The following is a 15,573-nucleotide window of genomic DNA, read 5'->3' on the forward strand; positions in this document are numbered from 1 at the left end:
GGAAGGCATGACCCGCTACGCCGAGGCACTGGCGGCCGCCGACGCGCTCGCCGAGCAGGTGCAATCCTATGTCGCCGACGGGCGCTTCCTGCCGCGCTATTTCGACCGGTTGTTCGGGCTGCGCACCGCACTGGGTGACGCGCTCGACCATTTCTCGGCGACGCTGATCACCGTGCCGGGCGACGCCGCGGTGTTCGCCGCGGTGCTCGACCGCTCGGTCGAGGCGCGTCGCGCGGGCGAGGAACTGATGCCGAGCGACGTCGCGGTGGAGCGCTACGCGGCCGCGGTATCGCGCGCCACCGCCGCGCTGCGGGCCGAGCCGCCCAACGCCGTCGCTTCGGCCCCGTCCGCGCCTCTGCTGCGCGGCGCGCTGCGGCTGGACCATGCGCGCGACGAGCCGGCACGGCCGGCCCTCGCGCCCTCCCCCGCGGCGGCCCCGATCGAGCCTTATTACACCAGCTTGGCCAAGCTCTTCCCGGTCGAAGCGGTAGCGTTATACCCGCTCGCTACCGGGATCGCGGGCGAGGACCGCTCGGTGCGGCTGATCCTGATCGCGGTGATCGGCGTCTTCGTCGTCGCGCTGCGCTGGCTCGGCACGCAGGACAGCGGGGGCCAGCCCGACCCCGCCGCGATCGCGGTCGCGCTGGCCTCCTTCCTGCTCTACGCCGCCGCGCTCGGCGGGTTCGGCTACCTGCCCGACGGCGCCGAGCAGACGCGCCAGCTGCTCGCGTTCGTCACCATCATCTGGGTCGCGCTCGCACCGCTGTGGCTGCGCCGCGCCCGCCGCTGATCTGCCAAGGAGAGACGCCGATGTGCACGCTCACCCACCGCCACTCCCTCCACTGCATCCTTCCCCCCTACATCCTCTCGCGCATCGCCGAGCACGGCCCACCCGAGCTAAGGGGCACGGCAATCCGCGCGCTGCTGGTCGATCCCTCGATCCGGATCGTCCGCGCCACCACCGCCGGTCCGGTGCTGGGCAGCGTCGCGCGGCTGCGCAGCGCCGCCGGCAACATCCTCACCCCGAGCCCGCTGCGCACGATCCGCGACGCCGGGAACAAGCCCGAGGCGCCCGGCGCCACCGTCGTGCGCCGCGAGGGCGACGCGCCCACCGGCGACCCTGCCGCGGACGAGGCCTATGACGGGCTCGGCGCCACCTTCGCGCTCTTCTGGGAAGCCTATCAGCGCAACTCGATCGACGACGCCGGCCTGCCACTCGACGCCACCGTCCACTATGACCAGGACTATGACAACGCCTTCTGGGACGGCACGCAGATGGTGTTCGGCGACGGCGACGGCGCGCTGTTCAACCGCTTCACGCTCGCGCTCGACGTGATCGGCCACGAGCTTACCCACGGCGTCACCGAGAAGGAGGCGGGACTGGCCTATTTCAACCAGTCGGGCGCGCTCAACGAGAGCATCTCGGACGTGTTCGGCTCGCTGGTCAAGCAGAAGGCGCTCGGCCAGGACGCCGCCGCGGCCGACTGGCTGATCGGCGAGGGGCTGTTCACGCCCAAGGTGAAGGGCAGCGCGCTGCGCTCGATGAAGGCGCCGGGCACCGCCTACGACGATCCCGTGCTCGGCAAGGACCCGCAGCCCGCGCACATGGACGACTTCGTTCGTACCAACCAGGACAATGGCGGCGTCCACATCAACTCGGGGATCCCGAACCGCGCTTTCTACCTGGCCGCGACGGCGATCGGCGGCAATGCCTGGGACCGCGCCGGCACGATCTGGTATAATGCGCTGCTCGACCCCAATGTCAGGGCCAACACCGATTTCGCCGCCTTCGCGCGGGTGACGGTGGACGTGGCCGGGCGATTGTACGGCGCGAGCAGTGCCGAGGCGACCGCGGTCGGCTCGGCGTGGAGCGATGTCGGAGTGAGCTGATGGCGGACGGGTCGGGGTGCGGCGGCGAGGCGCGGATGCGGGTGGAGGGCGGCTTCGCGCATCTGCCCGGCCGCGCCACTGACTCCTGCGTGCCGCTCGAGCGGCTGGGCGGCGACGAGCGCGCCGAACTGGCGCGGCTCGCCGACGAGGCCAGCTTCTTCGACTGCACGCCCGAGGCCGCGGCGCCGCGCCCGGACGCGCGGACCTACACGATCGGGCTCACGATCGACGGCCGCAGTCGCGAGTTGCAGGTCGCCGAGCCGATCCACGATCCGAAGCTCGCCGCGCTGGTCTCGACGGTGCGCCGCATCACGCGCGAGCGCGGCGGCGCCTGATCGCAGCGCTCAGGCGACGGTGGCGACCCGATCGTCGCGCGCTTTCTCGGAGCGGCGGCTGCGCGACGCCATCGCGACCCAGGCGGCCTCGGCGCGCAGGCAGCGGTCGCGCACATTGTCGAGCGTTGCCGCATCAGCTTCCTCGCGGCAGCGCACGGCGTTGGCGGTGAAGGTCTCGCTGTCGCGCATGATAGGCTCCTCGTCTCCGGCGCGGGAGAAGCCCGTGCCGGGGCGGACGCGTCTGCCGCGATGAGGGGGAGCGGAACGCGCTGACCTCTCGTCGTGACGGCCGTGTTCCTCCGCTCGGTGCCTCAACGCGCCATGGCGCTTTCCGGGCGCATCGGGACGGAGATAGCCGGGACACCGGCCCCGGCGCCCGTCAGCTGCCGCGCTGGCGCACCGTCTGCTCCACCGCCGCCAGCAACGTCGCGCCCCGATAGGGCTTGCGCAGCAGCTCGACGCCGTCGGGCAGCACGCCATCGTCCTCGACATGGCCGGTCACCATCAGCACGGCGACCCGCGGCCACTCGGCGCGTATCTGCTCGATCAGCTCCGCGCCCGAGCGACCGGGCATGATGAAGTCGGTCACGACCACGTCGACCGGCTCCCGCGTCGCCAGCAGAGCCAGTGCCTCGTCCACGTCCGCCGCCTCGACGACCGCGTGACCGGCCTCGGCGAGCACCTCGGCCGTGGCGCGCCGCACACGAAGATCGTCGTCGACCAGCAGGATCGTCAGCGCGCTCATGCCCCCCGCCGCCGCGGCGAGCGGCGTCGCGACCGCCGGTCCCGCGCTGCACGGCAGCACGATCCGCGCGCTCGTCCCCCGGCCCGGCTCGCTCTCCAGCACGAAGGCTCCGCCCGACTGCGAGGCGAAGCCGTCGACCATCGACAGCCCCAGGCCGGTCCCCTTGCCGATCGGCTTGGTGGTGAAGAAGGGGTCGACCGCGCGTGCGACCGTCGCCGCGTCCATGCCGCTGCCGGTGTCGGAGACGGTGATCGCGACATAGTCGCCGGCGGCGAGACCCGCGGTGTGGCGCGGCTCGGCGCGCGCGACCGAGAGCCGCAGCGCGCCGCCGTCGGGCATGGCGTCGCGCGCGTTGATGACGAGGTTGAGGATGGCGAGTTCGAGCTGCCCGCGATCGGCCTCGGCGGCGCAGAGCTCGGCCGCGACCGCGACCGTCATCGTGATCGCGGGCGTTAGCGACTTCTCGATGAGGTCCATCAGCCCGTCGACCAGCCCCGCGAGCTCGACCGGCTCGGGCGAGAGCTGCTGCTGTCGCGAGAAAGCGAGCAGCCGGCTGACCAGCAGCCGCGCGCGCTCGGCGCCGGCCATGGCGACGTCGACGTGGCGCGTCGACGCGGCGTCGCCGGCGTGGCGCCGCAACTGCTCCAGGCTGATCATGATCGGCGTCAACAGGTTGTTGAAGTCGTGCGCGACACCGCCGGTCAGCCGACCGAGCGTCTCCATCCGCTGGCGCTGCAGCTCGGAGGCGTCGCGCCGACGCTGCTGCCGCAGCTCGACCGCGAGCAGCCGCGCGAGCAGCGCCAGCAGCAGGATGCACAGCGCCGCCGCGGCGAGCAGCAGCAGCACCGCGCGCCGCACCGGGACGAGAAAAGCCTGCGCCGGCGCGGTGATGCGGATCGACCAGCGCGCGCCGTTCACCGGCATCCACAGCTCGACCGGGCGGGGATCGGTGTGGATGAGCGGAGCGGCGTCGCGCGGCACCATCAGCGCGGCGCCGGCGGGGGTGATGATCGAGGCGGTCCAGCCCGGCGCGAGCGGCTCGACGCGGAGCAGCCGCTCGAGCCGCGCCGCGGGCAGCAGCGCCGCCACGACGTAGCGCACCTGTCCCGCGCGGCCCACCGGCGCGGCGACGGGGAAGACCCGCGCGCCGTCGCTCGCGATCGAGAAGGTACCGATCTGCGGCTCGCCGCGGTCGCGCAGCCGACGCAGCGCCGTCGCGTCGAGGACGGCGAGCGGCGTCGCCGCCGCACCGACCGGCGCCGTACTGAACAGCACGCGCCCCTCGGCGTCTGCCAGCACGATCGCGTGCCAGTCCTGCTGGTTCGCGAGGATGCGGCGCGCCAGCGTCGCGAAGCGCGCCACGTCCGGCGCGGCACCGTCGAGCGCGGGCGATTGCGCCACCATCTCGACCGCGGCGACATTGCTGCGCAGCGTCTGCGAGACCAGAGCGGCGGCGAGATTGGCGTCGGTGCGGCCGCGCGCGGCGACCGCCTCGCGCTCGCTGCGCAACGTCAGCGCGCCGAACGTGCCGCCCAGCGCCACGATCGGGATCACGCCCGCGAGCACGAGCAGGGCGAGCGAGCGCCTCATGCGTCGATCTCCCTCACCCGCGCTCAATCCCCTTCGTCTCGCACGCGCCCGCCCGACCGCGCCTTTCCTGGCCCAGGCTACTGACTTAGCGAGAGAAGAACCAGCGGCGATGGCGCTCGTCACGTTATCGCCGGTAGCGTTGCCTCCGCGGGTGGCACGGCTATCCTCGTGCGATGAGCCCGCTTCCTCCCCTTGATCCACGAACGTCGCCGCTCCGCGTCACGGCTGCCGCCGCGCTGCTCGTGCTCGGCGCGGGGGCCGATGCCACCGAGCCCGACGCAACGCGCTGGCGCCGCCACGCCGCCGCGGCGACGATCACGCGCGACGACTGGGGCATCCCGCACGTCCACGGCCGCACCGACGCGGACGCGGTGTTCGCGCTGAGCTACGCCCAGGCCGAGGACGATCTCGCGCGCGTCGAAGCCAATTATCTCACCGCGCTCGGTCGCACCGCCGAGGCCGAGGGCGAGGCCGCGCTCTGGGCCGACCTGCGCCAGCGGCTGTTCGTCGATGAGGCCGAGCTGCGCGCCGATTATGCCGCCTGCCCGCCGTGGCTGCGCGCGCTGACCCAGGCCTGGGCGGACGGGCTCAACTTCTATCTCGCCACCCATCCCGCGGTGCGGCCGCGCGTGCTCACCCGCTACGAGCCGTGGATGGCGCTGAGCTTCACCGAGGGCAGCATCGGCGGCGACGTCGAGCGCATCCCGCTGAGCGCGCTGCGCAGCTTCTACGACCGCCCGACCCCGCCCACGCCGGAGGAGCGCGGCGTGGTGCCGCGCGAGCCGTCGGGCTCGAACGGCATCGCCATCGCGCCGCGGCTCACCCGCGACGGCCACGCATTGCTGCTGATCAACCCGCACACCAGCTTCTACTTCCGCTCCGAGGCGCAGTTGAGCAGCGACACCGGGCTGAACGTCTATGGCGCGAGCACCTGGGGCCAGTTCTTCGTCTACCAGGGCTTCAACGCGCACGCCGGCTGGATGCACACCTCGTCGACCGTCGACAACGTGGACGAGTTCGCGGAGCGGGTCGAGCGCCGCCGCTCCGGCTGGAGCTATCGCTACGGTCCGGCGCGGCGGCCGGTCACGGCACGCCCGGTCACGCTGCGCTACCGCCGCGCGGACGGCACGATGGCGGAGCGGCGCTTCACCACCTGGCGGACGCATCACGGTCCGATCACCGCGGCGCGCGACGGGCACTGGATCGCGACCGCGCTGATGTGGCGGCCGCGCCCCGCGCTCGAGCAGAGTTGGCTGCGCACCCGCGCCACCGACCTCTCCGCCTATCTGAAGGTCGCCGAGCGCAAAGCGAACTCCTCCAACGACACGATCTTCGCCGACGACAAGGGCGAGATCGCCTTCCTCATGCCGCAATTCATGCCGCGCCGCGACGACCGTTTCGACTACACGCGCCCGGTCGACGGCAGCGACAAGCGTACCGACTGGCACGGCCTGCATGCGCTCGCCACGCTGCCGAGCGTGCTCCGCCCGCGCACCGGCTGGGTCCACAACACCAACGACTGGCCGTGGAGCGCGGCGGGCGCCGACAGCCCGCGCGCCGCCGACTATCCGCGCTACATGGACCAGACCGGCGGCAACGCGCGCGGCGAGCACGCCGACCTGCTGCTCCAGGGCAAGAGCGGCTGGACGGCCGAGACGCTGCGGGCCGCTGCCTATGACTCCTACCTGCCCGCCTTCGCCCGGCTGCTACCGCCCCTGGTAGCGGCGTGGCGAGCGCTACCGGCGACCGACCCGCGGCGCGCGGCGCTGGCCGCTCCGGTCGACGAACTGGCGCGCTGGGATCATCGCTGGACGGCGGAGTCGGTCGCGACCAGCCTCGCGGTGTTCTGGGGGGACCAGCTGTGGCGCGAGGTCGGCGACGCGGCACAGGCCGAGCGCGTCAACGTGCCCGACTATATCGCGACGCGCGTGAACGCGGCGGCCAAGCTCGCCGCGCTGGAGGCGGCCGTGGCGCGGCTCACGCGCGACTTCGGCACCTGGCGCACGCGCTGGGGACAGATCAATCGCTTCCAACGGCTCGACGACTCGATCGCGCCGCATTTCGACGACGCGCGTCCTTCCGTGACGGTGCCCTTCACCTCGGCGCAATGGGGCAGCCTCGCCTCCTTCGGCGCCAAGAGCTGGCCGGGAACGCGGCGCTACTACGGCACGAGCGGCAACAGCTTCGTCGCTGTGGTCGAGTTCGGCCCGCGCGTGCGGGCGGCGGCGGTGATGGCGGGCGGGCAGAGCGGCGACCCGGCGTCGCGCCACTTCGCCGATCAGGTGGGGCGCTATGCGAGCGGAGCGCTGCGGCCGGTGTACTTCTACCCCGACGAGTTGGCAGGCCATGTCGAGCGGCGCTACCGGCCGGGGGAGTGAGGAGGCCGCGCCTCGCCTTACCTGCCGTCATCCTGAACTCGTTGCAGGATCCACGGTGCCGCACAGCCGACGCGTGAGGCGGTCGCGGTCCGGTGGATCCTGAAACAAGTTCGGGATGACGCCGAACGAGTGAAGCTTCGAGGCGAGCAACAAGCTCGCTTCATCCCTTCACCTCCAACCGCGGCACCAGCAGGTGCACCAGCAGCAGCGCCAGCAGATAGGCGCTGCCCGCCCAGACGAATACCGGCAGGTAGCTCCCTACCCGCTCCAGCACCTCGCCGACGTAGCGCGCCATGATCATGCCGCCGACCGCGCCCGCGGCGCCGCCGATCCCCATCACCGAGGCGACCGAGCGCGACGGGAAGGTGTCCGACACCATCGTGTAGAGGTTGCTCGACCAGCCCTGGTGCGCCGCCGCCGCCACGCCGATGATCGCCACCGCCGCCCACAGGCTCGACACGGTCGAGGCGAAGAAGATCGGCAGCACCAGGATCGCGCTCGCCAGCAGCGCCAGCTTGCGCCCGGCGTTGACGCTATAGCCGCGCTTGATCAGCCAGGACGAGAGCCACCCGCCGCCGATGCTGCCGACATCGGCGAGCAGATAGACCGCGATCAGCGGCGGGCCGAAGGTCTTGAGGTCGAGCCCGTGGCGCTTGGCGAAGAAGTCGGGCAGCCAGAACAGGAACAGGTACCAGACCGGGTCGGTCAGGAACTTGGCGACGACGAAGGCCCAGGTGCCGCGGTGGCGGAAGAGCGACGCCCAGGACGGCCGCGGCGCCGCGGCGTTGAGCTCGTCGGCGTGCTGGTCCGAGGTGATATAGGCCAGTTCCTCGGGCGAGACGCGCGGGTGCTGCGCGGGCGCGCGATAGAAAGCGAGCCACGCCGCCAGCCAGGCGAACCCCAGCAGCCCGGTGATGATGAAGGCGGCCTGCCAGCCGTAGCTGATGGCGATGATCGGCACGACGATCGGCGTCGCGATCGCGCCGACATTGGCGCCGGCGTTGAGGATGCCCGCGGCGAGCGCGCGCTCCTTCTTCGGGAACCACTCGGCGACCGACTTGATCGCGGCCGGGAAGTTGGCGGACTCGCCCAGCCCCAGGGCGAAGCGGGCCAGCGCGAACCCGCCCGGGCTGCGTGCGAGCGCGTGGAACAGCGCGGCGAGGCTCCACACCGTGATCGCCGCGGCATAGCCGATCTTGGAGCCGATCCGATCGATCACCGCGCCCGAGACCAGCAGTCCGATCCCATAGGCCGCCTGAAACCAGAAGACGATCATGCCATAATCGACCTCGGTCCAGCCCAGCTCGGTCTGCAAGGTCGGCTTGAGGATGCCGATGATCTGACGGTCGATGTAATTGATCGTGGTGGCGAAGAAGAGCAGGGCGCAGATCACCCAGCGCACGCGCCCGCGCGGCGCCACCGCCGGCGGACTCATCTCAGCTGCTGAACTCACTCGACCCTCCCCGGGGCGACACCCGCCGCCCGCTTGATTCAACCCTCGCGCAGCCCCGCGTGCAGCGCCGCGCGGTCTTCCGCGTCGGCCTGCCAGTGATCAGCGAACAGCCCGCGCTCGCCGAAGAGCGCCGCGACGATCCCGTGCTCGCCAACCTCACGCCACAGGGCCGCGAGCTGCTCCGCCATAGGATCGTTGACCGGCGCGCCGTTGCCGCGGACGTGGCGCAGCCACGCCGCCAGCGCGGTCAGGATCGCCGGGCAGCGCCGCCCCTCCGCGGCATTGGCGCGCAGGGTCGCGAGCCAGCGCTGCGGGATCTTCTGCGAGCCATCCATCGCGATCTGGATCAGCGCGTGCGGCAGCGCCGGGTTGGTGAAGCGCGCAAGCAACGCGTCGGCATAGGCGCCCAGGTCCTGCCCCGGCGCCGCGGTGAGGCTGGCAGCGGCCTCGTCGCGCATCAGTCGCTCGACCGTGGCGCGGATCGCGGGATCGGCCACCGCCTGATGGACGAACTGATGACCGCGCTCCAGCCCGAGGTAGGCGAGCGCGGAGTGTGCGCCGTTGAGCATGCGCAGCTTGGCGAATTCGTATGGCGCGACGTCGGCGACCAGTTGGGCGCCGGCCAGCTCCCAGCGCGGGCGGCGTGTCGCGAACTTGTCCTCGATCACCCACTGCATGAAGGGCTCGGTGGTCACCGCGGCGGCGTCGTACAGGCCGATTGCGGCGGCGGTGCGCTCCAGGTCGGCCTCGCGCGCGGCCGGGACGATGCGGTCGACCATCGTCGACGGGCAGGCGCACTCCGCCTCGAACCACGCGCGCAGGCCGGGATCGGTGCGATCGAGCCAGGCGCCGAGCGAGGCCGCGAGCGCGGCGCCGTTGTGCGCGAGATTGTCGCAGCTCACCAGCGTGAGGCCGCCGGCGCCGGCGCCGCGGCGATCCGCGAGCGCACGCGCGAGATGATGGTAGATCGTGCCGCCCGCCGCCTCGACCGAGGCGATGTCGAGCGCGCCGTCGGGGCCGCGGTGATAGCCTTTCTCGGTGACGGTCAGCGTGACGAGCGAGGTGGTCGGCGCGGCGAGCGAGGCGCGCAGCCGCTCGCCGTCGCGCGGCGCCACCAGCATCTCGCGCAGCGCGCCGACCAGCGCGATCCGCTCGCCCGCGGCGGAGCGCTGCGTCACCGTGTAGAGCCCGTCCTGCGGCAGCAGCGCCTCGGCCACCGCGGGCGAGCGCAGCGACACGCCGGTGATCGCGAAATCGCGATCGCCCGCCGACATCGCCGCGTCGGTGTAGACCGCCTGGTGCGCGCGGTGGAAGGCGCCGAGCCCCAGGTGGACGATCCCGGTCCGTTGCACCGCGCGGTCGTAGCCGGGGCGCTCGACGCTCGCGGGCAGCCGATCGACGGTGGCCGGCGACAGCCGCTCCGCGCCGCTCACAGCTTGTAGGCCTTGCGCACCAGCCCGACGGTGAGATCGCGCGCCAGCTCGGCCGCCTCCCAATCTTCCAGCCGATGCTCGGCGACGAGCCGCGCGAGATAATGGCAGTCGATCCGCCGCGCGACGTCGTGCCGCGCCGGGATCGAGAGGAAGGCGCGCGTGTCGTCGTTGAACCCGACGGTGTTGTAGAAGCCCGCGGTCTCGGTGGTCATCTCGCGGTAGCGCATCATGCCCTCGGGCGAATCGTGGAACCACCACGCCGGCCCCAGCCGCAGGCACGGGTAATGGCCGGCGAGCGGCGCCAGCTCGCGCGCGTAGGTGGTCTCGTCGAGCGTGAAGAGGATCAGCGTGAAGCGCGGGTCGTTCCCCACGACGTCGAGCAGCGGCTGGAGCGCGCTCACGAAATCGGCGCGCATCGGGATGTCGGCACCCTTGTCGCGGCCGTGGCTCGCGAACAGCTGGCGGTTGTGGTTGCGGAAGGAGCCGGGATGCAGCTGCATCACCATGCCGTCCTCGACGCTCATCTTCGCCATCTCGGTGAGCATCTGCGCGCGGAACAGCTCGGCGTCCGCCGCGTCCCAGCCACCGTTCGCGATGCGGCCGAACAGCGCCTCGGCCTCCGCGGCGGAGAGGTTGGCGGTGCGCGCGCTGGGGTGGCCGTGGTCGGTCGCGGTGGCGCCCGCGGCGCGGAAGTCGGCGCGGCGCTTGCGATGCGCCGCGAGATAGCCCTGCCAGCTCCACACGTCCTCGCCGGTCAGCTCGGCGAAGCGCGCCATCGCCGGCTGGAACTGCTCGTGCTCGACGTCGATTACGCCGTCGGGGCGATAGGTCGTGACGACGCGTCCGCCCCAGCCCGACTCGCGGATCCGACGATGCGACTCGAGCGGATCGTCGGCACCCTCGGTGGTGGCGAGGAACTCGATGCCGAACCGGTCGAACAGCGCGCGCGCGCGGAAGGCGGGCGTCGCCAGCTGCTCGTTTATACGATCATAGTATAGGTCGGCGGTGCCAGCCTCCAACGCGACGTCGAAGCCGAACACCTCGGCGAAGACATGGTCGAGCCACAGCCGCGACGGCGTGCCGCGGAAGAGGTGGTAATGATCCGCGAAGACGCGCCACGCCGCGCGCGGGTCGGTCGCGGGCGTGCCCGCGCGCGAGGGGATGGCGAGATCGTCGAGCGCGACGCCCTGCGAGTAGAGCATGCGGAAGACGTAGTGATCGGGCGCGAGCAGCAGCTCGGTCGCGTTCTGCCAGCGCGAATCCTCGGCGAACCAGCGCGGATCGGTGTGCCCGTGCGGGCTGACGATCGGCAGTCCGCCGACCTCGGCATAGAGCGCGCGCGCGATGTCGCGCTGGGTCGAATCGCTCGGGAACAGCCGGTCGGGGTGGAGGCGGAGCGCTCGGGTCATGCCAGCGCCCCCGCGCGCGCGTCGGCGGTGGCGTGCGCGACGCCGCGCTCCACGCCGCGCAGCTCGGCGAGCCCGCGCATCCGGCCGAGCAGCGAGTAGCCGGGATTGGTCACGCGCGAGAGGTCGTCGAGCATCTGGTGTCCGTGATCGGGTCGCATCGGGATCGAGCGATTCTCGCGCTGCTGGAGGCGGTGGACCGCGGCGACGATCGCGGTCATGCCCGCGTCGCCCTCGAGGTGCGCCGCCTCATGGAACGTTCCCCCGCGCGCGTCGCCGCCTTCGCGCTGGACCGAGCGGAGGTGGAGGAAGCCGATCCGATCGCCCAGCCGGTCGACCATGCCGGGCAGATCGTTGTCGGGTCGCGCCCCGAACGAGCCGGCGCAGAAGCAGAGGCCGTTGGCGCGGCTCGGCACGCGCGCGAACAGGTCGGCGACGTCGGCCTCGGTGCTCACCACGCGCGGCAGGCCGAAGAGCGCGAAGGGCGGGTCGTCGGGATGGACCACCAGATGCAGGCCGAGCTCCTCCGCCACCGGGCAGACCGCCTCGAGGAAGGCGACGTGATGGGCGTGGAGCGCGGCGGCATCCACCCCATCATAGGTCGCGAGCGCGGCGCGAAAGTCCTCGATCGAGAAGCTCTCCTCGCTGCCCGGCAGGCCGGCGATGATGTTGCGTGTCAGTCGGCGGCGCGCGTCCTCGTCCATGCCGGCGAGGCGGCGCTCGGCGCGCTCGACCAGGTCGGCGGCATAGTCGCGCTCGGCGCCGTCGCGGCGCAGCAGGAAGAGGTCGAAGGCGGCGGCCGCCTCATGTTCGTAGCGCAGCGCGCGCGCGCCGTCGGGCAATTCCCAGCCGAGGTCGGTGCGCGTCCAGTCGAGCACCGGCATGAAATTATAGGTGACGACGCGGATGCCCGCGGCGGCGAGATGGCGAAGGCTGGTGCGATAGGCGTCGACCAGCTCGTCCCAGCGCGGCCCGCGCGTCTTGATCTCCTCGTGGACGGGCAGGCTCTCCACCACCGTCCAGCCGAGCCCCGCCGCGGCGATCGTGGCGCGCCGCTCGGCGATCGCCGCCGCGCTCCACACGGCGCCGTTGGGCACCTCGTGCAGCGCGGTGACGACCTCGGTCGCGCCGGTCTGGCGGATGTCGCGCAGCGCGACCGGGTCGGACGGCCCGAACCAGCGCATCGTCTGCGTCATCCATCGCACCCGCCCGTCGTGTCGCGCCATCCGCCCGTCCTCGCTGTCGCCCCGAAACATCATCCGCGGCTCAGAACACGAAATTCACCGCCAGCGCAAAGGTGCGGCCGAAATAGGCGGTGTAGAGCGGGTCCTTGCGCACCGTGTCGACGGTGAGCCGGTTGGTCTCGTTGGTGATGTTCTGCACTTCCGCGATGAGTTTCACGTTCTCGGTCAGGTTGTACGAGGCCGAGGCGTCGACGAAGATCGAACTAGCGTTCGAGGTGGAGTCCGCGTCGACCGAGCCGCTCGGCACCGCGGTGAGGAAGGACGAGCGATAGTTCACCGTCGAGCGGATGCTGAAGCGGCTGTCCTCATAATAGAGCGTGCCGCTCGCGGTCTCCGGCGACAGGCCGACCAGCGGCGCGGTGCGCGAGAGCGTCGGGGAGATGATATAGTTGATGTTCGAGCGCACCCGCGTGAAGTTGCCCAGCGCGCCGAAGTTCTTGAGGAAGCCCGGCAGGAAGGTGAAAGGCAGCTGCACGTTCGCCTCGAAGCCGCGCAGCGGGCCGCCCGGCGTGTTGTTGCTGCGCTGGACGGTGAACTGATCGCCGGGGCGCAGCTGCGTGCCGTTGAGCAGCGACAGCGGCAGACCGATGTCCTGGAAGGCGACGCTGGCGCTGGTCGTCTGAATGTAGGTCTCGATGTTCTTGTAGAAATACGCCACCGACAGCAGCGAGCCCGGGCGGAAATACCATTCCAGCGCGGCGTCGAACGTGTTGGCGCGAATGGGGTCGAGGAACGGGTTGCTGAACGAGGCGGTCTGGATCACCAGGTTGGCCGACCCCGAGGGGATCAGCTGCCCGTAGGACGGCCGCGACATCACGCGCGCCGCGGAGAGGCGTGCGATCAGGTCGGGCGTGACGTCCAGCGCCAGGTTCATCGACGGCAGCCAGTCCTCGTAGGAGCGGCCCACCTCGGAAATCACGTAGCGCGACGGGTAGGTCGACCCCGCCGGCGCGGCGGTGGTGATGGGGCCGTAGGTATCGAGGCTGGTGTGGACGTAGCGCACGCCCGCGTCGCCGCGCAGCGTGACCGGCAGGATGTCCTGCGTGTCGAACTTCACCATGAAATAGCCCGACTTGTACTTCTCGTCGACGCCGCCGTAGGTGCCCTTGGCGCATTCGATGCTGCAATAGACGTAGCTGTCGAGCCCAACCGCGTCGCGGAACTTGTCCGGATCGATCGAGACGAAGTCCTGCAGCTGGCCGTCGAGATTCTTGCCGATCCCGGTGGTGGTGAAGGTGATGTCGGCGAGCGAGACGCCGGTCGGCAGCGCCAGCGGGTTGTTGGTGGCGAGCTGGCGCTCGCGCGCGGTATATTTGTTGGTACGATACTGGCCGCCGAACTGGACGGTGAAGCCCTGCGCCGGCTTCCAGTCGCCGTTGAGCTCGAACGTCTTGCTGACGATCGTGTTGCGGCGGATGAAGTTGGAGAGCTGCCCGCGCTGGTCGCCGTTGGCGAGCGGCGGGCCGTATTGGAACAGGGTCGGGTCGGTCGTGTCGATGCCGTAGCCGATCTTGGGAATGTCGGGATTGTCGCGGAAGTCGATCGACCAATTGCGGCTGTCGTTCGAGTCGATCGCCACCTGCAGGCGGTTCACGTCCAGTCGCGATTCGTTGATGCCGGCGAGACCGAACACGCGGAAGCTGTCGGAGAAGCGATGGTCGAAGTTGAAATTGGCCTGCTTATACTCGGAGGTGAAGCGCTCGCTCTGCATCTCCGAGCGCAGGTCGACGCCGTCGAACAGGCCGTGGATCAGCGAGCCATTGTCATCGACCTCGATCTCGCGCACCGAGGTGAGCGGCTGGCCGTTGTTCGAGATCGCGCGGCCGAACGAGCGCGCGTCGAAATAGGTGTCGAGCCGGTCGACCTTGAAGCGCGAGTAGAGCCCGTCGAGCGAGATGTCGGTATTGTCGCTCGGCTTCCACTGGAAGGTCAGCGAACCGGCGAGACGCTGCTGGTCCTGGCTGCTGCGCACCGGGCGCGGCAGGCGCGGCAGGTAGACGCCGCCGCCCGGCCGGCCGTTCACGCCGGTGCGGCTCATGATGTAATCATAGGTCGCCTGGTTGCCGGTGCGCGGGTTGTTGGTGCTGCAATTGTTGGCGTCCGAGCCGATCGAGGCGCCGCTCGGCTGGGTATAACCGACGCCGGGGCTGGTCACCGCGCCGCCCTTATAAGTGTAGCCCACGGGCGTGCAGAAGGGGAAGATCACGCCCGCGTTGGCGCTGCCGGTCGGCTGGGCCAGGCCGTAGACCGTGGTCGGCACGACATCGACCGCCGAATAGGCATATTCGTCGATACGGCGCTTCGAATAGGCCACGCTGGCGAGCACGCCGAACGTGTCGCCGAACTGCTTGGAAACGAGCGCCGACAGGCGCGGGTCGACGTCCTTCTTGATGTCGTTGTAGATCCCGCGCGCGGTGCCGGAGAAGACGAACGACTTCTTCTGGTCGAACGGCTTAGGGGCGCGGAGGTCGACCGTCGCGCCGAGCGAGCCCTCCTCGACGTCGGCCGAGGTGGTCTTGCGCACCGACAGCGCCGAGAAGATCTCGGTCGGGAAGGTCACGAAGTCGAACGAGCGGCCGGTGGCGACGCCGCCGCGGATGTCGCTGCCGCTGACCTGCGACACGCCCTCCATGCCGTTGATGCGGACGCGCGTGAACTGCGCGCCGAGGCCGCGCACCGAGATGTTGCGCCCCTCGCCGCCGTCGCCGCGGGACAGCGCCACGCCGGGGATGCGCTGCATCGACTCGGCGAGGTTCGAATCGGGGAACTTGCCGATGTCCTCGGCGACGATGCTGTCGACCGCGGCGGTCTCGGCGCGCTTCTGGTTGAGCGCGCTGTTGAGCGAGGCGCGGAAGCCGGTGACGACGATGTCGTTGATCTGCGCCTCGCCGCCTTCCTGCACGGGCGATTGCGTGCCCTGCGCGTCGGTCGCGGGGGGAGCGGCGGGGGCGCCGGCGGAGACGACGTCGCCGGTGGCGGAGGGTGGCGGCTGGTCCTGCGACGTGGCCTGTGCGGCGGCGGCGCCCGCGATCAGCGCAGCGAACGCGCTCGACGACACGAACAGAGCGCATTTGTGGCGACGGTGCATGCCCACATCCC

11 protein-coding genes are annotated in these 15,573 nt (G+C 71.1%); 4 read left to right on the forward strand and 7 right to left on the reverse strand.

Features of this window, described 5'->3' with window-relative positions:
- Window positions 1–7 precede the first annotated feature (7 nt).
- From KZ820_RS10205 to KZ820_RS10215, 3 genes are read left to right on the forward strand one after another with little or no spacing between them, the layout of a single operon-like run.
- Complete coding sequence (locus KZ820_RS10205) at window positions 8–790, forward strand: hypothetical protein (RefSeq protein ID WP_219748495.1); 783 nt, start codon at window positions 8–10, stop codon at window positions 788–790.
- 20 nt (window positions 791–810) lie between these two features.
- Entirely contained in the window at window positions 811–1,890 is a 1,080-nt protein-coding gene (locus tag KZ820_RS10210; protein ID WP_219748496.1) for a M4 family metallopeptidase, read from the forward strand.
- The gene (locus KZ820_RS10215; protein ID WP_219748497.1) at window positions 1,890–2,225 is read left to right on the forward strand and encodes a protealysin inhibitor emfourin; all 336 of its coding nucleotides are present in this window, start codon (window positions 1,890–1,892) and stop codon (window positions 2,223–2,225) included. The genes KZ820_RS10210 and KZ820_RS10215 overlap by 1 nt, the downstream gene beginning before the upstream one ends.
- Window positions 2,226–2,234: 9 nt before the next feature.
- Here the strand turns inward: KZ820_RS10215 and KZ820_RS10220 are convergent, their stop codons facing one another.
- Together KZ820_RS10220 and KZ820_RS10225 are read right to left on the reverse strand one after the other, a co-directional pair.
- Complete coding sequence (locus KZ820_RS10220) at window positions 2,235–2,414, reverse strand: hypothetical protein (protein WP_219748498.1); 180 nt, start codon at window positions 2,412–2,414, stop codon at window positions 2,235–2,237.
- 190 nt (window positions 2,415–2,604) lie between these two features.
- Window positions 2,605–4,560, reverse strand: coding sequence for an ATP-binding protein (locus tag KZ820_RS10225; protein WP_219748499.1), 1,956 nt, complete (start codon window positions 4,558–4,560; stop codon window positions 2,605–2,607).
- A gap of 173 nt (window positions 4,561–4,733) precedes the next feature.
- Here KZ820_RS10225 and KZ820_RS10230 point away from each other — a divergent pair, with 173 nt between their 5' ends.
- A complete protein-coding gene (locus KZ820_RS10230) occupies window positions 4,734–6,938 on the forward strand; it encodes a penicillin acylase family protein (protein WP_219748500.1) in 2,205 nt (734 codons plus the stop codon).
- A 160-nt stretch (window positions 6,939–7,098) separates the two neighbouring features.
- On the opposite strand, the gene KZ820_RS10235 is transcribed toward KZ820_RS10230, so the two are convergent.
- Genes KZ820_RS10235 through KZ820_RS10255 form a run of 5 tightly spaced genes read right to left on the reverse strand, consistent with a single transcriptional unit; the run spans window position 7,099 to window position 15,562 of the window.
- Window positions 7,099–8,373: an MFS transporter gene (locus KZ820_RS10235; RefSeq protein WP_219748501.1), complete on the reverse strand. Its 1,275-nt coding sequence runs from the start codon at window positions 8,371–8,373 to the stop codon at window positions 7,099–7,101.
- A 56-nt stretch (window positions 8,374–8,429) separates the two neighbouring features.
- Window positions 8,430–9,824, reverse strand: a complete 1,395-nt coding sequence (locus KZ820_RS10240) for a mannitol dehydrogenase family protein (protein ID WP_219748502.1) — start codon at window positions 9,822–9,824, stop codon at window positions 8,430–8,432.
- Window positions 9,821–11,233, reverse strand: a complete 1,413-nt coding sequence (gene uxaC, locus KZ820_RS10245) for a glucuronate isomerase (protein WP_219748503.1) — start codon at window positions 11,231–11,233, stop codon at window positions 9,821–9,823. Before uxaC ends, KZ820_RS10240 begins: the two co-directional genes overlap by 4 nt.
- Window positions 11,230–12,456, reverse strand: a complete 1,227-nt coding sequence (gene uxuA, locus KZ820_RS10250; protein ID WP_258048021.1) for a mannonate dehydratase — start codon at window positions 12,454–12,456, stop codon at window positions 11,230–11,232. Before uxuA ends, uxaC begins: the two co-directional genes overlap by 4 nt.
- Before the next feature lie 40 nt (window positions 12,457–12,496).
- Window positions 12,497–15,562, reverse strand: a complete 3,066-nt coding sequence (locus KZ820_RS10255; RefSeq protein WP_219748504.1) for a TonB-dependent receptor — start codon at window positions 15,560–15,562, stop codon at window positions 12,497–12,499.
- Window positions 15,563–15,573: the final 11 nt, after the last annotated feature.

Origin of the sequence: Sphingomonas citri, assembly GCF_019429485.1 — a bacterium.
In the GTDB taxonomy this organism is placed as follows: Bacteria; Pseudomonadota; Alphaproteobacteria; order Sphingomonadales; family Sphingomonadaceae; genus Sphingomonas; species Sphingomonas citri.

Coding starts and splice junctions, on each gene's coding strand:
- KZ820_RS10205 (WP_219748495.1), top strand. CDS start 8: ATGACCCGCTACGCCGAGGCACTGGCGGCCGCCGACGCGCTCGCCGAG.
- KZ820_RS10210 (WP_219748496.1), top strand. CDS start 811: ATGTGCACGCTCACCCACCGCCACTCCCTCCACTGCATCCTTCCCCCC.
- KZ820_RS10215 (WP_219748497.1), top strand. CDS start 1,890: ATGGCGGACGGGTCGGGGTGCGGCGGCGAGGCGCGGATGCGGGTGGAG.
- KZ820_RS10220 (WP_219748498.1), bottom strand. CDS start 2,414: ATGCGCGACAGCGAGACCTTCACCGCCAACGCCGTGCGCTGCCGCGAG.
- KZ820_RS10225 (WP_219748499.1), bottom strand. CDS start 4,560: ATGAGGCGCTCGCTCGCCCTGCTCGTGCTCGCGGGCGTGATCCCGATC.
- KZ820_RS10230 (WP_219748500.1), top strand. CDS start 4,734: ATGAGCCCGCTTCCTCCCCTTGATCCACGAACGTCGCCGCTCCGCGTC.
- KZ820_RS10235 (WP_219748501.1), bottom strand. CDS start 8,373: ATGAGTCCGCCGGCGGTGGCGCCGCGCGGGCGCGTGCGCTGGGTGATC.
- uxaC (WP_219748503.1), bottom strand. CDS start 11,233: ATGACCCGAGCGCTCCGCCTCCACCCCGACCGGCTGTTCCCGAGCGAT.
- uxuA (WP_258048021.1), bottom strand. CDS start 12,456: ATGGCGCGACACGACGGGCGGGTGCGATGGATGACGCAGACGATGCGC.
- KZ820_RS10255 (WP_219748504.1), bottom strand. CDS start 15,562: ATGCACCGTCGCCACAAATGCGCTCTGTTCGTGTCGTCGAGCGCGTTC.